This window comes from Bacillus chungangensis, assembly GCF_030812995.1.
In the GTDB taxonomy this organism is placed as follows: Bacteria; Bacillota; Bacilli; order Bacillales; family Bacillaceae_C; genus Bacillus_CF; species Bacillus_CF chungangensis.
Genome location: NZ_JAUSTT010000012.1, coordinates 122,890 through 142,511 on the forward strand (window position 1 = coordinate 122,890; position 19,622 = coordinate 142,511).

At 35.6% G+C, this 19,622-nt stretch carries 16 protein-coding genes and 2 pseudogenes; 13 read left to right on the plus strand and 5 right to left on the minus strand.

Features of this window, described 5'->3' with window-relative positions; genetic code table 11:
* The first annotated feature begins 18 nt into the window (after positions 1 to 18).
* From argB to J2S08_RS11390, 6 genes are all read left to right on the plus strand, one after another.
* Positions 19 to 798 (plus strand): acetylglutamate kinase, encoded by a 780-nt coding sequence (argB, locus tag J2S08_RS11365; RefSeq protein ID WP_370875674.1) that lies wholly within the window; start codon positions 19 to 21, stop codon positions 796 to 798.
* A 1-nt stretch (position 799) separates the two neighbouring features.
* Positions 800 to 1,966 (plus strand): acetylornithine transaminase, encoded by a 1,167-nt coding sequence (locus tag J2S08_RS11370; protein WP_307229587.1) that lies wholly within the window; start codon positions 800 to 802, stop codon positions 1,964 to 1,966.
* Positions 1,967 to 2,096: 130 nt separating this feature from the next.
* Complete coding sequence (locus tag J2S08_RS11375; RefSeq protein WP_307229588.1) at positions 2,097 to 3,158, plus strand: carbamoyl phosphate synthase small subunit; 1,062 nt, start codon at positions 2,097 to 2,099, stop codon at positions 3,156 to 3,158.
* Positions 3,151 to 6,258 (plus strand): carbamoyl phosphate synthase large subunit, encoded by a 3,108-nt coding sequence (locus J2S08_RS11380; protein ID WP_307229589.1) that lies wholly within the window; start codon positions 3,151 to 3,153, stop codon positions 6,256 to 6,258. The genes J2S08_RS11375 and J2S08_RS11380 overlap by 8 nt, the downstream gene beginning before the upstream one ends.
* Positions 6,258 to 7,205, plus strand: coding sequence for an ornithine carbamoyltransferase (argF, locus tag J2S08_RS11385; protein WP_307229615.1), 948 nt, complete (start codon positions 6,258 to 6,260; stop codon positions 7,203 to 7,205). Before J2S08_RS11380 ends, argF begins: the two co-directional genes overlap by 1 nt.
* A 359-nt stretch (positions 7,206 to 7,564) precedes the next feature.
* On the plus strand, positions 7,565 to 8,080 hold the full coding sequence (locus J2S08_RS11390; protein WP_307229590.1) for a hypothetical protein: 516 nt from the start codon (positions 7,565 to 7,567) through the stop codon (positions 8,078 to 8,080).
* Between the two features lie 449 nt (positions 8,081 to 8,529).
* On the opposite strand, the pseudogene J2S08_RS11395 reads toward J2S08_RS11390, so the two are convergent.
* Both J2S08_RS11395 and J2S08_RS11400 read right to left on the minus strand, forming a co-directional pair.
* Positions 8,530 to 8,932 (minus strand): annotated as a pseudogene (locus tag J2S08_RS11395) (IS66 family transposase); the annotation flags it as partial.
* A 655-nt stretch (positions 8,933 to 9,587) separates the two neighbouring features.
* Positions 9,588 to 9,872, minus strand: coding sequence for a hypothetical protein (locus J2S08_RS11400; protein ID WP_307229592.1), 285 nt, complete (start codon positions 9,870 to 9,872; stop codon positions 9,588 to 9,590).
* A gap of 581 nt (positions 9,873 to 10,453) precedes the next feature.
* On the opposite strand from J2S08_RS11400, the gene metA reads away from it, so the two are divergent.
* From metA to J2S08_RS11425, 5 genes are all read left to right on the plus strand, one after another.
* On the plus strand, positions 10,454 to 11,362 hold the full coding sequence (metA, locus tag J2S08_RS11405; protein WP_307229593.1) for a homoserine O-acetyltransferase MetA: 909 nt from the start codon (positions 10,454 to 10,456) through the stop codon (positions 11,360 to 11,362).
* 334 nt (positions 11,363 to 11,696) lie between these two features.
* A complete protein-coding gene (locus J2S08_RS11410; protein ID WP_307229594.1) occupies positions 11,697 to 11,987 on the plus strand; it encodes a recombinase family protein in 291 nt (96 codons plus the stop codon).
* Positions 11,988 to 12,034: 47 nt separating this feature from the next.
* Positions 12,035 to 12,292 (plus strand): hypothetical protein, encoded by a 258-nt coding sequence (locus J2S08_RS11415; RefSeq protein WP_307229595.1) that lies wholly within the window; start codon positions 12,035 to 12,037, stop codon positions 12,290 to 12,292.
* A gap of 693 nt (positions 12,293 to 12,985) precedes the next feature.
* The gene (locus J2S08_RS11420) at positions 12,986 to 13,375 is read left to right on the plus strand and encodes a hypothetical protein (protein ID WP_307229596.1); all 390 of its coding nucleotides are present in this window, start codon (positions 12,986 to 12,988) and stop codon (positions 13,373 to 13,375) included.
* A 330-nt stretch (positions 13,376 to 13,705) separates the two neighbouring features.
* A complete protein-coding gene (locus J2S08_RS11425) occupies positions 13,706 to 14,380 on the plus strand; it encodes a DUF4145 domain-containing protein (RefSeq protein WP_307229597.1) in 675 nt (224 codons plus the stop codon).
* 324 nt (positions 14,381 to 14,704) lie between these two features.
* Here J2S08_RS11425 and J2S08_RS11430 read toward each other — a convergent pair.
* The 3 genes and pseudogenes from J2S08_RS11430 to J2S08_RS11440 all read right to left on the minus strand — a co-directional run.
* Positions 14,705 to 14,897 (minus strand): annotated as a pseudogene (locus J2S08_RS11430) (IS3 family transposase); the annotation flags it as partial.
* 210 nt (positions 14,898 to 15,107) lie between these two features.
* Complete coding sequence (locus tag J2S08_RS11435; RefSeq protein WP_307229598.1) at positions 15,108 to 16,133, minus strand: PmeII family type II restriction endonuclease; 1,026 nt, start codon at positions 16,131 to 16,133, stop codon at positions 15,108 to 15,110.
* 107 nt (positions 16,134 to 16,240) lie between these two features.
* Positions 16,241 to 17,338: a DNA cytosine methyltransferase gene (locus J2S08_RS11440; RefSeq protein ID WP_307229599.1), complete on the minus strand. Its 1,098-nt coding sequence runs from the start codon at positions 17,336 to 17,338 to the stop codon at positions 16,241 to 16,243.
* 988 nt (positions 17,339 to 18,326) lie between these two features.
* Here J2S08_RS11440 and J2S08_RS11445 point away from each other — a divergent pair.
* On the plus strand, positions 18,327 to 18,659 hold the full coding sequence (locus J2S08_RS11445; RefSeq protein ID WP_307229600.1) for a hypothetical protein: 333 nt from the start codon (positions 18,327 to 18,329) through the stop codon (positions 18,657 to 18,659).
* Between the two features lie 29 nt (positions 18,660 to 18,688).
* The gene (locus J2S08_RS11450) at positions 18,689 to 18,889 is read left to right on the plus strand and encodes a hypothetical protein (RefSeq protein ID WP_307229601.1); all 201 of its coding nucleotides are present in this window, start codon (positions 18,689 to 18,691) and stop codon (positions 18,887 to 18,889) included.
* Positions 18,890 to 19,622: the final 733 nt, after the last annotated feature.

The following is a 19,622-nucleotide window of genomic DNA, read 5'->3' on the forward strand; positions in this document are numbered from 1 at the left end:
CAAAGAGGTGTAAAAATGATGGAAGAACTGATTGTGATTAAATGTGGAGGGAGCACAGTTGAATCACTTTCTGACGATTTTTTTAAAGGAATCAAAGCTTTACAGCAGCAAGGAAAAAAACCAGTTATTGTGCATGGCGGCGGCCCGCGTATTAAAAAGATGCTAACTGCGCTGCACATTCAATCAGAGATGGTGAATGGATTAAGAAAAACGACACCAGAAGTCATGACAGTTGTGGAAATGGTTTTATCAGGTAATGTGAATAAAGAGCTTGTTCGGAAATTACAAAAACATGGTGTCTATGCATTTGGTGTGACAGGCTGTGATGGTTTGCTCCTCCAAGCAAAAGCAAAGGATTTGCCGGCGCTAGGATTAGTTGGCGAGATTGTAAAAGTAAACGACACCTTTCTTCATAACATGATTGATCTTGGTGCAGTACCTGTTATTTCTCCGATTGCTGCTGGAATGGATGGGGAGGATTGCTACAATATTAATGCAGATACTGCTGCGAGCGCTATTGCCAATGCGCTTGAAGCAAAGCAAATTCTCTTTGTAACGGATGTTCCAGGCATATTAAAAGACAATCAATTATTGTCAGAAGTGACGCCGAAGGAGCTGGTAAACTTCATTCATGATGGCACGATTACGGGTGGGATGATTCCTAAAGTGCATGCGGCAATGGAAAGTCTTCAGGGAGAGGCAGAGGAGATTATGATTGTGAGCGGTCATGCAAATATTGTTGGTGATGGCCACATTATTGGAACAAAAATAAGAAATACAGTGGGGGTTATTCAATAATATGAGTCATTTATTTCCAACTTATACCCGTTGGGATGTTGAAATAGAGCATGCCAATGGTACAAACGTAATTGATAAAAATGGCAAAACTTATTTAGATTTCGTTGCTGGGATAGCTGTCTGTAACTTAGGGCATTGTCATGAGGCGGTTTTAGCAGCAGTGCTGAAACAATTTGAGAAAGTGTGGCATGTATCCAACTTATTTGAAAACTCCCTGCAAGAAGAGGTGGCAGCGAAGCTTGTAAACCATTCGTGCGGCGAAGCTGTTTTCTTTTGCAATAGTGGAGCCGAAGCAAATGAAGCAGCGATAAAATTAGCAAGAAAATATACAAATAAATCGAAAATCATTACTTTTCAGCAATCATTTCATGGGCGAACATTAGGAACAATGGCGGCAACTGGACAGGAAAAAGTGAAGCAAGGATTTGGACCAATGCTCGAAACATTTGTACACATCCCGTACAATGATGTGGAAACATTAAAGCAGACAATCGATCATGAAACTGCGGCAGTCATGTTGGAAGTGATCCAAGGAGAAGGCGGTGTCCATCTTGGAAATCGCGCTTTCATCCAAGCAGCAGCGGCACTTTGCAAACAATACGAAGCGTTGCTTATTATCGACGAGGTGCAAACAGGAATTGGGCGAACAGGAAAGCCGTTTGCTTATCAACATTTCGACATTTCTCCCGATATCATTACAGTTGCAAAAGGACTTGGAAATGGTTTTCCAGTAGGTGCGATGATTGGGAAAAAAGTGCTGGCAACCGCATTTCAAGCAGGAAGCCATGGTTCAACATTTGGAGGCAATCCGCTGGCAATGGCTGCAGCAAATGCAACATTGGAGATTATCTTTGATAAGGCTTTTCTTGCAGAAGTAGAAGAAAAAGGGGCATATTTTTCTGCTCAATTACAAGATATATGCGCTGAAATAAATGGATTTCAAGCTATTCGCGGCAAGGGATTGCTTATTGGAGCGGCATTCGACTTTGAAACAACATCTATCATTCAAACATTAAGAGAAAATGGCTTGCTTATCTTAAATGCAGGGCCTCATGTTATTCGGTTTTTGCCCCCGCTGACTGTATCGAAAGCAGAAATAGATGCAGCAGTTCAAATTGTGAAAAAAGTATTAGAAAAAACAGGATCTTGTATGAAGATGCATATTTAAGAATAGTAATTGTTTTGATGAAGCTTAAAATAATGATATTTATCGTATTTTACATTCATTTTTTTTATGTTATAATGCATAAAAATACTTAGTTGTAAATAAATATACCCTATGTAGGGAGATGACAAACATGCAGGGGCATCTGAAATTAGCTAATGGAGAAGTATTTAGCGGCAAATGGTGTGGCAAGCCAAAAAATATCATTGGAGAACTCGTATTTTTTACTGAGATGACAAGATTTCAAGAAGTATTAACGGATCCATTATTAAGTGGAAAAATCGTTGTTTTGACTCATCCAGAGATCGGAATTTGTGGAATAGATGAAGAAAGCTTTGAAAAGAGTACGATTTATGCAGCTGGTGTTATTGTTCAGCGTATTTCAACACAATCATTTCATCATGAAATAAAAAGGACGTTCACAGATTTTTTGGCAAAGCATCATGTGCCACTTCTTACTAATGTTGATACTCGTGCAATCGTAAAAAAAATTCGCAAGTTAGGAGAAATGGCGGCTATTCTTTCAATGGAACATGAAACTGTACAATTGGAAAATAACCAAAATCAAGCTGTTGAAAAACTTCTCACTCAGAAACCAGTTTCTTTTTATAACGGAAAAAAACAATTTGTACTCATTAACTTTGGTTATCATGACGCTTTGCTTGCAGCTTTTAAACAATACGATTGTCAAGTGGCAGTTGTTCCGCATTTTACATCATTTGCTGAAATTCAAAGCTACCTTCCAGACGGCATTATTTTATCAGGAGGGCCTGGTCATCCAGAGGCATATGCGAAATTTTATCCACAATTGAAAAAGTTGGCGACAACGTATCCTACGATTGGATTCGGCCTAGGGCATCAAATAATAGCGCTCTTTTTCGGAGCAAAGCTTGAAAAACTTGCTTGTGGGCATCGTAGTTTTCAGCAACCAGTACTGGATACAACGACAAACAAAGTGTACTTTACAAGGCAAAATCATCAATTTTTTATCTCGGAAAAAAGTATCGAAAATAGTGATTTTCATGTTACTGTTCGCCATGTACAAGATGGGACAATTGAAGGTTTGCATCATAAGCATTATCCCATTAGCACGTATCAATTTCATCTTGATTGCTATAAAGCAACAAATGAATGGATGCTGCAGCCTTTTTTACAACAAGTGAAAGCAAATAAAGGGGAAGTTGTATATGCCTAAGCAAGCAACATATAAAAAAGTATTAGTGATTGGTTCAGGGCCAATTGTCATTGGCCAAGCGGCAGAGTTTGATTATGCAGGAACTCAAGGCTGCATGGCTTTGAAGGAAGAAGGCTGTCATGTCGTGCTTGTTAACAATAATCCTGCAACAATGATGACTGACGAAGTATTTGCGGATACTGTTTATTTTGAACCTTTAACGATTGCAAGCTTGACGGAAATTATAAAGAAAGAGCGTCCTGATGGCATTTTAGGAACGTTAGGAGGGCAAACTGGTTTAAATTTAACTGTAGAGCTATATAAAAAAGGCATTTTGAAGAAATTTGGTGTAGAAATGCTTGGAACGAGTGCAGAGTCGATCATAAAAGGGGAAGATCGGGAAGCCTTTCGCAACTTAATGTTCGAATTAGGGGAACCCGTTCCGGAAAGTGCCATTATTACAACGATCGAAGAAGCCATTCATTTTGCAAATAACGTTGGCTATCCAATTATTATTCGGCCTGCTTATACATTAGGGGGAGCAGGAGGCGGTATCGTTTACAAGAAAACCGATCTTCTTCATGTTGTGAGAAAAGGTTTAGAGGCTAGCCCGATTACTCAGTGCTTAATTGAAAAAAGTATTGCAGGCTATAGAGAAATTGAATTCGAAATGATGCGTGATGCCAATGATACATGCATCGCCATTTGCAGTATGGAAAATGTTGACCCAGTAGGAGTTCATACCGGTGATTCAGTTGTTGTTGCTCCCCAACAGACGCTGACTGCAGAAGAATATCACTTGCTTTACACAGCAGCAGTAAAAATTATTCGTGCGTTGGACATTGTCGGCGGCTGTAATATTCAAATTGCGATCGATAACAAAAGCAATCAGTATTATTTAATTGAAGTAAATCCACGTGTCAGCAGATCATCAGCTCTCGCTTCAAAGGCGACTGGCTATCCGATTGCAAAAATTGCGACGAAACTAAGTCTTGGCTTTTACTTGCATGAGTTAAAAAATCCAGTGACAGGAAATACGTATGCAAGCTTTGAACCGGCTCTCGATTATGTTGTTGTAAAATTTCCACGCTGGCCATTTGATAAATTTCCAAGCGCAAATCGGAAACTTGGAACACAAATGAAAGCAACTGGTGAAGTGATGGCTCTAGAGCGTAACTTACCTGCAGCTTTTCAAAAGGCAATCCGCTCTTTAGAATTGCCGACATTAGGACTTGAATGGCCGGCACTTCAATCGATGACCGACGCAGCGCTTTGGGAATCAATAATGCTGCCTGATGATCGGAGATTTTTTGCGATTTTCACATTAATGCGGCGTGGTGTTAGCATCATAGATATTCAAGAAAGAACAGGTATTCATTTATATTTTTTAACCTGTTTTTACAATCTTATTCAGCTTGAAAATAAGGCGAAATCAATCACAATGAAGACGGTTCAGACAGATTTTTTACAAGAACTAAAGGAGCTAGGTTTTTCAGACGAATGGATTGCGGAAACATGGCAAACTGACTTGCAGACCATCCGACAATACTTACAAGATAAAGGAATTGCACCTGCATTTCATATGGTAGATACATGTGCAGGGGAATTTCCAGCAGAAACGCCATACTATTACACGTCCTGGAGTGGAGAAGGCGATGTCGAGCCGGATCACAAGCAAAAGAAAATAGCAATTATCGGTTCTGGTCCGATTCGAATAGGGCAAGGAATTGAATTCGACTACTGTTCCGTACACGGGGTTCTAGCCTTGAAAAAAGCTGGCTATGAAACGATTCTAATCAACAATAATCCAGAAACAGTCAGTACGGATTTTCAGATAGCAGATCGTCTATATTTTGAACCATTAAAGCTGGAAGATGTCCTGCATGTACTTACATTTGAGCAGCCCGATGGGGTGATTGTACAGTATGGCGGCCAAACAGCAATAAACCTAGCCCAAGGCTTGGTAGATCATGGTGTTCCATTGCTTGGAACATCGCCGCAGCAGATCGATTTATTTGAGGATCGAGAACGGTTTTATCAGCTCATGCTGGAGTTGAATATTCCTCATATACCAGGTCAGACCGCTTTGGATCATAATGATTTGCTAACAAAAGCAAAACAGGTCGGTTTTCCGCTCTTATTGCGGCCTTCCTATGTAATTGGCGGTCAAGGCATGTTCATTATTCAAAATGAAGCGGAACTATTAGCCAAAATCGATCGTATTTCTTATCCAGTCTTACTCGATGCTTATTACCGTGGAACTGAGATTGAAATAGATGCCATCTCTGACGGGAAAGATGTTGTCATTCCAGCTATATTTGAACATATTGAAAAAGCAGGTGTTCACTCTGGCGACAGTATGGCAATTACGCCGCCGTTGACAGTTTCCAGTTCGGTTAAAGAATTAGTAAAGCAATATACAGAAAAAATCGCTCAACATGTTGCTTTTAAAGGAATTTTTAATATTCAATTTGTTCTTTATCAAGATAGGTTATATGTGCTAGAGATCAATCCACGCGCTTCACGGACAGTTCCAATTATAAGTAAAGTAACCGGCGTTCCTTTGATTGCATTAAGCACGAACGTTTTACTTGGAGAACCGCTAAAAAAAGAAAAGTTTCTCAAACCAAACTTTTATACTTTAAAAAGTCCTATTTTCTCTACTGTCAAGCTTGCAGGAGTCGACCCAATGCTTTCTCCTGAAATGAGTTCTACTGGAGAAATCATTGCAATTGGGAAAACGGCAGAAGAGACGTTCCAAAAAGTGCTGAATTGGAATGATGCCGTAAAAGCTGCATTACAAAAGAATGAAGTATATGTAGAAGCAGTAGAACAGATTAAAGAAATAAAAAAATTGCTGCAAGACGGAAACATCAACATTGCTTCTGACAGTTATTTTTCTGATTGGATCAAAAAACCAAATGCACTTGCATTTGTAAGTTTAGAGCGAACCGCTGCGGCGAAGGAAAAACGCCTTCAAGCACTAGAGCGGCAGATCATTGTGATAACAGAAATAGAAACTTTGAAAGCATTCTTATTGGGGATGAATGGAAAAACTACGGAACCAACTGCAATGACGGAATGGTTCAATAAACAACATAAATTGGAGATGAGTTTATGATGGCAACTTCCTCTGTTGTACATTTAAAAGGAAAGCATCTGTTAACATTGGCTGATTTTACTGGAGAAGAGATTGAATATCTTCTCAAAGAAGCTGTAAAATTGAAAGCAAAGCAAAAAAACAAAGAACCGCATCCATATCTAAAAGGAAAAACACTAGCGATGATTTTTGAAAAGGCATCGACAAGAACTCGCGTTTCTTTCGAGGTTGGTATGCATCAGCTCGGCGGCCATGCACTCTTTTTAAGTAAAAATGATATCCAAATGGGAAGAGGGGAAACGATTCAAGATACAGCAAAAATATTATCAGGATATGTTGATGGTATCATGATCCGTACATTTGCCCATGACATTGTTGAACAATTAGCAGCCCACTCTTCTATTCCAATTATTAATGGATTAACTGATGATTTTCATCCATGTCAAGTGCTCGCTGATTTATTAACGATTTATGAAGAAAAAGGCTACCTTGCAGGGAATAAACTTGCTTATATTGGAGATGGCAACAACATGGCCCATTCCTTAATGATTGGCTGTGCAAAAGTTGGGATAGACTGTTCGATAGCTGCTCCTATTGGCTATGAACCGCAGGCCTCTATCGTTGAGAAGGCGAAGCAAATTGCTGCAGACACTGGGGCGGTCATACATGTAACGAATGATCCAAAAGCAGCTGTCCATCATGCTGATTTTGTTTATACGGATGTATGGGCAAGTATGGGCTGGGAAGCTGAGCAGCAAACGCGTGAAAAAGCTTTCGCCGCCTATCAAGTGAATCAAGCATTAATGTCATATGCAAAGCCAAACGCAGGCTTTCTACACTGTTTACCCGCCCACCGTGGAGAGGAAGTAACTGCAGATATAATTGATGGGCCTCAATCATTGGTTTTTCAGGAAGCCGAAAATCGTCTTCATGTTCAAAAGGCGCTGTTAGCAGCATTATTAGCTTAATAGATTAATAAGGAAGTTTCCCGCAAGGTGAATGTTGGGAAGCTTTTTTTATCCCACATCTAACTGGCAGTAAGACCCCCACCTCGGGGAGTAAGAGGAATCGAAGAAGTCTAGGTGCGGGATAACTGAAAGTCAAATGTCCGATTGGTTCGGGCCGACAGGATGTCGGTCACAAAGGCGTTGCAACAGGACGTTGCGATCTTAGCCTTTGTTCTACTTCTTATCAGTGGGGGATAAGAGAAAACCCCCACTGATGGAAGTTTCACTTTATGAAGACCCCGACCTTTAAAATATTTAGTATGAAGAAAATCTATGCTGCGGTAAAATGTAAACAACAATTTTTAGGAGGAGAGAGGAGAATGAATGAACAAGAAACATTAATGCTATTTGTGAAAATCTCACAACAGAGAATGCATCGTCATTATCTGCCTAAATTAATACAATCGATTCAAGTAATTCATACAGACGTATTATGGGATGAGCAATCAGAAAATTTAAATTCGATAGGGGGAATTATTCTTCATATTTGCGAACATATTAAAAGAAGTTCTACAAGATTTTCAAATCTTCTTCATACAGAATACGGAGAGGGAATCGAAGCGTATTTCCCTAATGAAAATTTATCACCAAACGAATTATGCCTAGTTGTAAATGAAACATTTACCGAGTTTTATTCAGTTATGGACAACCTGCTCGCACGTATGCCAGAACAAATTGACATGCATCGTTTATTTCATTTAGTGGAACATACTAGTTATCATTTGGGTCAAGTAATTGATCGCTCTAAAAGAATAACGAAAATATCTTTCAAATTTTGTCAGAATGGAATAAATGAACACAATTTGAAATTAATGATTAAAGATGGTGATAGCTAAGGAGAATGATTTGGGATTGTCAACTAAATTGACTGAATAAGATAGGATTTGCTGAATAACCGGAAAGTTCTAAGATATCAGCTAAAAGCATTGCTGAATATGATGATTTTCCATTTTGAGTGTTTTGATTAAGCCGTCTCTATTCTTACAGGTGAAAGTCCTGTCTTAGTAATTAACCAGTTCGACTAAGTAGCTGTGGTATACATGTGCGGAGTAATCCAATCATGGAAGCAATACCGACTAACGTGTCCTTAGTAGGCTTTCCTCAAAGAAGACGGTCTTAATCCAGCCAATGGGAGCAAGTAAATCTACAGTCCGTAACGAAAGTGAACCTCCGTTAAGTGTCGTAAAGGTCAACTTGGCGCTTATAGCTGGAAGAGCCAAGATTAGAATCGTTGAGTCTTTAGAACGGGGACAAAACTGTCATCATTACTGGATTAACTGGTACGTGCTCTGTTTAGAGTATACTCGGCTGCTGTCGCTGGCGCATTTTTGCCGTAGAACGGTGATTTTTCAACCCAGTCAAGGAATTTATCAACGATTGGCTTCGAATACTTTTTGCGTTTTTTTCTTTGTTTACTCGGAACAAATGCTTAAATTGCCTTTCAAGTCGAAATAAATCACATCGCAATATTTTATACCGATTTGTCCATTTTTACTGTCCGCTTTTAACCAGTAACGACGGACATGTGCCCAACAATTTGCGAAGGTAACACCTTCTATTTTGTCATAGGCAGAATAACCATCACCGACAATCGTTCCGGAATAATCTTTAATAAAGCTTTCAAGAACAGACCGAGCGTGTGATAAGGCACTTTGAAACAGTACAATCGTTGAACCTTGACTAGGCACACATAAACCCTTATATATCAAGCTGTAGCTCATTTTTTATAGTAAGTAGTCTATAGTTATATATAGTGGGTTTTAAGGGGATTATTCAAACTAAGATTATTTTGTGAGTAATCTAAGTCTAAATACCACCAGTAAAGGATTTTATAGGTATTACTATGTGTAATCTGTTAATTACTCAAAGGAGGAGAACTGTCCTCCTTTGGTAAGGTGGAGATTAGATAAATAAAAATGGTTCTATTATGCAGTAAAAATAGCCACGGTCCAAAACCATGGCTATTATATTTCTTTACATACCCGCTAAAGTAACTAGGTGCATAAAATACTATATAGTAATTTGCATTTGGATCTAAATCTCGAACATTAGTATATTGGGTTTTCTCAGGAGCTAACGTATTAAAAGTATAGACTCTGGTGTAAAAATTAGCCCCATCTTAAACAGCGCGTAATCTAAGGACTATGAATTATTATTAACAGCGATTTGAACAGATGAAGACCCTGTAAATGCATTAACTGTTAATAAAGTAGAACTTTTTGTGCGACCTCCAAAGGTTAAATCTCTTTGAGTGATATCGTATCATCCGATCTACTTTGGTTGTAAATTATTTCTCAAAGAATGGTACAAAAGATTCAGAGATCCTAAAACATTTGCCCTTTATCAGTAATCTATTCTAAAATCTGAATGTATACTCGATTCTAAATTTTTGAAATCATTATCGATAAATACTATATAACCTGTTAATTTATACTTGTTTCTATCTTTGAATACAGTATCTTTAATTTCTAGTTCAATAATAGTTGTATTATCTTCTTTAGGATTAGAGAAAGTAACTCCATCTGCAACAGGTTTTTTACTATTTTCTGCTTTTAGATTAACAACTTCGAAATCACTCAAAGAAACTTTTTCGCCATTTTTAAAAGTATATTCATTAACATTGGTCAAGTTATCAGCTAATTGTCTTTCAACAATGGCTGAAATTTCTTGCTCTTATTTAATGATACATCCAACTAAAAATAAGAGGAATATATCATTAAATATGAATTATATCAATTTTCATAATTTTGTAAACTATTTATATTAATTTTAATTGAAAAACAATAAGAAATAAGTTAAATTTATAGGAGACATTCTAGGAAAACTTAATTCATAGGGGGAGGTTATTTCTTGGATTTACTTATTTTTCTTACGGTTGGTTTTCTAGGACTGTTCATGACTATCATACTAACAATAGTGTGGATACTACGCAATTTGAAAAAGTAAGAATCACCCTTCACAAGGGGGTTATTGTTATATAAGAAAAAAATTATCCTTATCAAGAAACTAGCAAAATTTCAAGAAATCAAAAAAGTGTTCTAAATTTGTATAAGCGTGCAAGTTTTCTTCTAATAAAACGTGACTTTCCCATTGTTCGCAAAGAAATGCAATGAACGTACAGAAATGCTAATCTCTTTTCAGCTTTTCTCAACCATTTAGATTATAATAGATGCTATTAATAAAAAAAAGCACATCAGGGGGTATAAGGTTTGCCAATTAATATTCCTAAACAATTGCCAGCGAGAGAAATACTTGAGCAAGAAAAAATCTTTGTCATGGATGTTGAACGTGCAAAAACGCAGGATATTCGTCCACTTAACATTCTCATCTTAAATCTCATGCCTGAAAAAGAAAAAACGGAAGTCCAGCTGCTGCGGTTGTTGGGAAATACGCCGCTGCAAGTGAATATATCGTTTTTGCGGACTGCAACCCATAAGTCGAAAAATGTGAGTAAATCACACTTAACACAGTTTTATACGACTTTTAAAGAAGTGAAACATCGTCGTTTTGATGGAATGATTATGACAGGTGCACCGGTTGAAAAAATGCCCTTTGAACAAGTGAATTATTGGGAAGAGCTAAAAGAAATTATGGAATGGACGAAGGATCATGTCACTTCTGTGCTTCATATTTGCTGGGGGGCACAGGCAGCACTTTATTATCATTATGGAATTGATAAATTCGATTTAACAAGAAAATGTTCTGGTGTTTTCAAGCATCAAGTGACAGATGCAACTGTCAAACTTGTGCGTGGTTTTGATGATTATTTTCTAGCGCCGCATTCCCGTTATACAAGTGTAGAAATGGAGGAAATTGTTGCGAATGACGCATTGTTGCTGTTATCTTCCTCTGAAGAAGCAGGGCCGTTTCTCATCATTTCAAAGGACGAAAAGCATGTCATGATTACTGGCCATTTAGAATACGATGCTATGACACTTGCGGAAGAATATGAACGGGATCTCCAAAAAGGGTTAGATATTCACATACCAGAAAATTATTTTCCAAATGATGATCCTACTCAACAGCCTTTGAACAAATGGCGCTCACACACACATTTACTCTTCTCAAACTGGCTGAATTATTATGTTTATCAGGAAACGCCTTATGAATGGGAATAATAGTCAAAAACCTATAAAGACAAATTGATGAAAAGACTCGTTTTCGATTGATTAAAATACACCAATTAATGTAATATATTTGAAGCCACCTGAAAAGATTAAAGAATTATTGATGCTTTTATTATTTTAGTATGTCGTAGCGCTAACATTGCATTAATTATTGCATAAGATTAAAAATCAACAGAATGCTCGGAAATGGTCAATTCACAATATTAAAAAATCCTTTACAATTGATAAGTCAGGTGGCTCCTGTCCAAATCCAACGTAAAGGAAATCGCTATAGACAAGCATACACCACTTTCATTATTTGCTAAATGGTTTTCACAAATAAATCATGAATTACTTTCTAAACTATGTCCGTAAGTCAAGATGTGATGAAGAACGAGAAAGAAGAACAGGCGAGGATGCACTAACCGAACAAAAAAAGTTAATGGCTAAATTATTAGACGATATGGGTATACCATACGTTCAAAAGTTTGAAGTCGGTTCAGGTGTTAAGATTGCTACTCGTCCAGTTTTTAAAGAAGTATTAGAAGAATTGAAACAGGGAAAATATGACGCTATTGCGGTTAAAGAAATATCTCGTCTTGGGCGTGGTTCTATGTCTGATATGGTTGACAGGTAAGAGTATTTATATCATTACACCATACAGAATATATGACCCTAGAAATAATGGAACAGAGGAACAGCTTTTTAGAAGTAAGAGCAACTAAAGAAGAAGTGGACGTTAAAAGGATAAGAAAAAACTTTAATAATATTTTAGCCGCATATAACCAGCTTGATAACGCAGAAAAGGAAAACCAGCTATTAAGAAATAAATTTGATGAAATAGTATTAGATATTCTTGAAAAAGGAACTAAAAGTAAAGAACCTAAATTACAGTTAGAACCAACGCTGTCATTCCAGTTTTGGCAGGGCATAGCAGAATAAAAAAGAGATCCAATATCAGGTTATTTAATTTTTTTAGAGTTAATGTTTTGTTTGTTTTTCAATTAGTAAGGAACTTTAGTTCCGAACTAGCGAAGCCATAATCTTTTTTCTTTGTTTCTGTTGATAGCTTAAGTCAAAGTTTTATTATCTTTACTTTTTCTCTTTTACGTCCGAGAAATAGCACCGTTTTACAGGTTAAAAATGAAGTATTTTTTACCAAATGCAAGAACCCTTGATACGACTGGGTTTGTTGTTAATCACAAATTTAAGGATTAACCTTAATGACCCTGTATGATTTTTTAGGTCATAAGAATTGTGATTATTAAATTCTGTGAACCCTTGATACATAAGGCTTTTTAAAGTTTGTTAATCACAAGGAATTATTTAGATTTATGAAGGCAATTTGTATTTTTTGTCTAATGGAAGATGATTATTGGTGGGAGTTTACTTTACTTGACAATGCAGATTCATTAAAGTCTGCATATATAAACTTGGAATCATTAAATTGAATTGATGAGGGCGGGGAACATAGACTAAGGACGCTGTTATTTTTCTTAACCATGGAGTGGAACTGTTGTTGAAATACATTCTTTAACAACGTAGTCCAGCGTTAATGTTTGAAAAAATTGAACCATACTTAAAACTAAACAGGATTTGAAAAAGTCAAAAGATGGTCAAAAAACGGTCTTTGATATGGATAAGAATTTAAGAACTGTTAGTCTTTTAGAAGCTTTAAAAAAGATCGAATATCTTTGTGATATTGAAATCCCCGAAAAATTCTATGGAACTATTCTCTATATTAATAAAATACGTAACAATTTCATGCATTACGAAATGGAACTAGATGAAAAGGAAACAGATACTCTAGTTACAAACTTACAGGTCTGCTACGAGGAAACCATTGAATTTCTTGAAATCCATATAGACGACTTAGAGGATTATATTCAAGATTCACGTTTTGAACTCAGTCACGAAGAGTATGAGGAACAACAAGCTGAATTTTGGGCTGAAATGCGTATGGAAGATATGAAAATCGAAGCTATAGAAAGTGCATATGAGGATTTAGGTGAAGGAAAATGGTAAGTTGTAAAACATCCAATTAAGGGTGCTTTTTAGTTTGAATCACTTTTTGTGATTAACAACCCTATGAAATAAGGCTTTACAGGGGTTATTAGTACCACCGTCTAAGGATTATTAAATTTTGTAATTAACCACCTTATAAAATCAACGTTTATCAGGGTTATTAGTTACACGTTGCACAGTGAGGGAATTAGATGTGAACCCTTATAACATATAGGTTTTTGAAACTTTTCTATTGTGATTTTTTGGGCAAATAACGCTTGTTTGCTTATTGTTCTGGAAAATTTTTATGTATAAAGGAATATAAAACTATTAAAAAGAAGGAGAATAGGGATGGAAAAAGATTTTTATTCAAAATCAGAAGTTATTGATTATGTATGGCAATATTCAAAATATCATGGGAATTTACTTAGTTATTGCGAACAAATAGTGAAAGATGATTCTAGAAATGGTTTTACTGCACTTATTTTCTTACTAAATTTAACGGAGAATATATTTAAAGATAAAATAAAGGATTATGATGCGAATTTAATAAATGTAATAAATGAACTTAAAAATCAGGGATTGATTACACAGATAGAATGTACTTTCCTTAATGACAGAAACAATAGTATCAGAAGACTACGGAACCTCTTAGCACATGCTAATTTATCGAAGTATAATTTTGCCTTTATTGAAGATGGTAGGGAAATTTTATATCCTTTAACAGAGAATGAAACATGTATAAAGCTTTATGAAATGTTTTCAGGAATACTCTTTAACTTAATGTTAAGAATAGTAAGTGCTAATTTCATTAAACCTTTTGAAATAAATCTAGATGATAAAATCAAAAATCTTGAAATTAATATTAAAGAGTTAACGCCAGAAGAGTTGTTAGAATTAAAGGGTTTTGATGTTTCTGATGTCTCTAATTGGGAAGAACTTAGTGAAATTGATAGATATAGACTTGTAGAAAACTCAGGTGATGTTAATATTTATACAGAAGTATTCAAAGGGTTATTTAAATAATTTATTAGTAGTTCGAAGTGTAGATCTTTTGCTACTGTTTTAAAGTACGCATTAACAGAATTTCATTTATATGTTTGATTGACCGATGTCAAAAACATCAACCTTGTGACAAACGCCGATGCATAAGACATCACCACAGCCCCATATAAGCCCATATAAGGACACTATGGATAAAGTAATATTTAATTGGCTATGACAACAGCACAGCAAGGTACAGAAAGCTTGCCAGATTTGCATGGAAGGTCAGCAGCGAAGTACAACAAGAAAGAAACAACAAGAAAAAAAGAATGAAGAATTGGAATGTCAACACTAAACTGGAAAAAATTATAAGGTCAGCTTCTTGAATTCTACAGGCGTTAAATAGCCTAGTGTTCCATGAATTCGAATGTTGTTGAACCAATAAACATAATCATCAAGTTCAAGAGCGAGCATGTTCAAGGGAAGAGAAATGAGCTCCATTAGTGAATTCTGTTTTAAATACCTTAAGCATCGCTTCAGCCACGGCATTGTCATAAGGAATGTCATAGGATGTTACATAGAAGAAGACATAGTTAAAAAAGCAACTTAAGAATTTGCTTTATACTAAATAATTCTAGTTTTAAACAGTAAATTACTTATTTATATAATTAAATAGCAGTTGAATTACGTTCAACTGCTAAACAACTATTGATTTTTATTTTATCTTTTTAAATTCTTCTAAAATAGGGTAATTGAACTTCTAAGACATCTATTCGACTTTAGATTTTCTTTCTTTTTTTAGACTGAAAGTACGTGTTGCAGTCTTACTATAACAAGAGATAATTATTTTTACTTTTGTTCCAGGTTCAACGTCTGATGCAAACTTAACAATGCCGTTATCCTCAATTAAAAGCACGTCCTCAAAACCTTCATACCCTCCGGCTAATTCATAAGTAACCACTTCTGAACCAGTAACATTTTCAATTGTATCATCTTTAAGAACAGCATTAACTTCTATTTGGTAATCTTCATCCTGTGCTAAAGCTTTATTGCCATTGAAATTTATTTCTAACTTTTTGCAAGGTTTCCCACTATTAAAGACTACTAGTTTTTCCCAATTTATTGAACCATCTTCATCACAAAATTTAATAGTAAAATCTCTTGTAAAACGGTTAACTGCTGCATTAAAAGCAGCTTGATATTCAGGTAAGTGTTTTTGAGGCTTATCACCAATCAATTGAATTATTTTGATGTAGAAGTTAGGGTCAGATGTTAAGTGTTCCCAAAAAACTTGTCCTGCAATTTCCAGTACACCATTCCCGGTTTCTGAGTGTTTCTTTCCATAGGCATAACCAATAATGGGCTGATATATCAATTTCCTCTTTCTAATCCTATTTAAAATAGTATTAAAGTTTTCCATCTGCTTTTTTCTGCTAGCAGCATTAAAAACATTAGTCCCACTTTTAACTGCAATTGCTTCATAAATATTTCCTACTTGTCTACTTACGTCAATTCCTTCAGCTTCTCCAACTAGTACTTGACCACTCGCTACTCGTTCTGCTAATACCTCGAAGAAGGCATCTCCAAAAATGCCTTCATCACTACTAGACATATATGCTGAAAGAATTTCTTTAATAATGTCATTAGCATTTTCGTAACCAGTTGCTTTGTATAAATATGGGTTCTTTCTTGATAAGGCTTCTTTTAATTTTAGAGTGTTAATTTTCTCTATTCTTCTTTTGTAGAAATCGTTTAATAGTTCATCAACGATTTCTTCCAGTTTCTCCTCTTCCAAAATCATCACACCTTTCAAATAAAAAAACGATCTAATTCTATAGTAATACAGAATAGATCGTTTGTGCTATAATTTTACTAAAAATTGTAATGGAAATATAATAAAAATTAGACTGTTTGTAGTACTCTAATTGAATTAGCTATAGATTGACCAATCACAGTTGCTAATCGAACTGGAACAGCATTTCCTATCTGGGTATATTTTTGACTTAATGTTCCGCAAACTTGATAACCTTCAGGGAATTCTTGTATGGCAAGATATTCCTCTATACTTAAGGGTCTATCCTCCAAAGGATGTCCCAAATTCGTACTTTTTTGTGCAGGTGAGGTTAATAAAGTTGGTGCTGGGCTATTTAATTGTATTCTTCTGTAAAATCCGACTTTCCCACCACCAGAATTATAAGCACCACCCATAGCCTGTCTAACAATTTCTGTAGGTAAATCCCTCCAATTTCCACCACCTCGTGGAATCATTCGCATATAATGTAAACGTTCTGCGGAATAATTAACATAAGTATGATTATCATTATTTAAATTCTCGAATACTTGTCTAAAAGTTCTCCATCGTAATAACCCATCAGTACCATTCTCATTATGAGTTTGCATTGGAAAAGCATAGTTTATGTTTAAATCATTACGAACACCAATAATAAAAACACGTTCCCTTTTTTGAGGAACACCGTAATTAGCAGCATTTACAATATTGGTCGTAACATTATAGTTTCCTATACGGTTCAATAAATACTGTAATGCACTACCCGGCATTTCATCTGGTTCCAATGGTGGAAAATCCTGTCCTCGTTGATTTATTGGTCTGTGTCTTAAAGCAGCAGACAAAAATCCTTTAACATTCTCTAATAGGAAAAATTTTGGCTGAAGTTCATTAACTAGATCAGCATAGTGTAACATAGCCTGACCTCTTGGATCGGTGAATGCTTGTCGTTTGCCAGCTGTTGAAAAACTTTGACAAGGTGACCCACCCACAACTAAATCAATTTCTTCACCTGGCAATAGCCCAGCTTCTTCCCTAACTCTTTCACCATTGTAGTCCATAATATTACCCTGTCTAACATTATGATGGTTATTCATTACTAAAGTTTCACAATATATTGGTTCTATTTCCAATGCTAGTTTAATATCAAAACCAGCTGATTGTATTCCTAAATCTAATCCCCCTGCACCAGTAAAAAAGGAAATAGCGTTCATTTTTTCACCTCAATGGTCTTTCATAATCTTTATAAGTATAACATTTAAGTAAAGTTTGGTCCAGCATTAAATATCCTATTTAATGATTATACTATAAGAACAAATATTCTGGGTACAATATATTATATTATTGTTCGAATCATCCCGTTTTGAAGATTTGTCGAAAGCGGCCGTAGTACGGATGAAAAACGGAACTTTACAATTTTTTGTAATTCTAGCATTTACTTTAGAAATACCCACTAATTCAATAACAAGATACTTAAAATATATAAATAGCTTATGACATTAAAGATTATGAAATTAGCACAATAAGCTTATGAGTACTTTTACAAATTTAATAATTTAATAAGGGAGGCTGCGGAAATTCATGACTTTTTTATTGTGTTTATTATTAAAATAATGAAGGGGTTATGCTAAGCCGTTTAACCTAGAAGGTCAGTTAATATTAAGAAACAGGAAATTCGGAGAAATATTTTCAGCTAGGATTGTCACTTATTAGTACAAACAAAGTATAAAATGGAGGATATTTACTGTACAATTTTAATGGGAAAAGTAATAGTATGCGAAAAAGAAGATATAAAAGATTGATAATGTCTTTTGTTAGATGGAGGTTTTTTCTAGTCTTAATTCTTTCAGAAAATACATATAAGGATATTTCTAATTCATAACAGGGCAGGATTTAGGAAAAGATGAAGAAATATTGTTTTAGGTTAAGTGGGAGGAGGAAAAATGAAGAAGGAAATCCCTTTTCAAGAAGGTAAAGTAGTCTTTTTTTAAGAATCGGATTTTTGGGGTGAGTTGTTGCAAAGATGTAATAAGGGAACAAAAGCTATCTATATTGCTACATACAATTTTAACCAGTACGAAAAAAGTTTTATCAGAGGTTATCAAACCTTGCCAATTCACGGGTAATGGTTAACTTGTTGTATGCAAAAATGACCTATGCTGACGAAGATAAATTAGAACTCGAAGAAATTCTTAAAACTTTGTGTTATGTGCCAATCTTAAAACTAATCACTCAAAGCTATTTATAACAGATGATTTGACGTTTATTGGTTCTACTAATTTTAGTTTCGGTAGTAATAACAATTACGAATACGGCGTTATTTTTAATAATAAAGATATCATTTCAGAATTAAGAATGTTTTATTGTAGTGAATTACTTGATCAAAGTGAGTTTACAAACGTCCCGGAATGTTTTGATCCATTTGAATTGTTGCCAAGACTATTAAGTGTGGTTAAAGAATTAAGCAAAATAGAAAGTATGGATAAAATTATATCAAAAAAAGAGACAATACCAGAATTGCGATTTTTGACATAGAAAAGTATTTAGGGAAAACGGGTTATCCAGTGCCAATCCATATTGATTGGTTTAATTTTTATATGCATCTAGATAAAGCAAAAAATGTACCTGATATTACTTTTAGTGAATTTAAAAAATATCTTCATAAACTATTTCCGTATTTAATTGAAGTATCCGAGTATGTTAACGAACAATATAAAACCATAGGCAGAATTCAATTATTAAAGCATGTTCAAGTAATAAAATGAACATCGTTAAGGTAATCTGGTTAAAATTCAAAGGAGTTAATTAAACGTATTATTTTAATGATTTATCTCATTACAGAAATAAACGATTAAAATCTAAAACAGTAAATGAATTTAGGGTTAATCCTAACTAGATTAACCCTAATCTTTGTGCGACGGGCAGTCGTACCTTGTGTAGCATCTCTACACAAATGAATTGTTAAAGGTTGGAATACGTTACCTAGGTAAAAACGAATCCCAAATCCCAGAAGATTCATGTCTCGAAGGTGAAAGTCCTTCCTTGGGAGTGCTGGTACAACCCAAGAAGCCTAATCTAGGACATCATCGTGAGATGTTGTCTGAAGGAGATGCAGGAAACCGAGAGGACTGTAGGCGGATAGTAGACCAAAACGAATAGTGAACTACAGAGGCGGCGGGGTAAGTTGACGACCATCCGATGATAATGGGAAGTCTTCCTCATAGGTGTCTGTTTGCCAAAGAACCAGCCGACAAATGGAAGCTTATCCTGTGAAAGGTAATGGGTATGTTTAGAAGGAAAGTATGATGACCCCGTGAGGTCTCCATTTTCCCTGATTAGTAGGATGATCATATATAAGGGTAAGCCGAAATTATGATCGTAATGGAGAAGTCAGACGTCCTTATAGTGCGTGCGTGGCAGCACGCTCATCAGGTGGGTTAAAGTCCCACTGAATCTCGGACTAGGAGATTCATATCCAAACTTGGGAGTAACGACTCA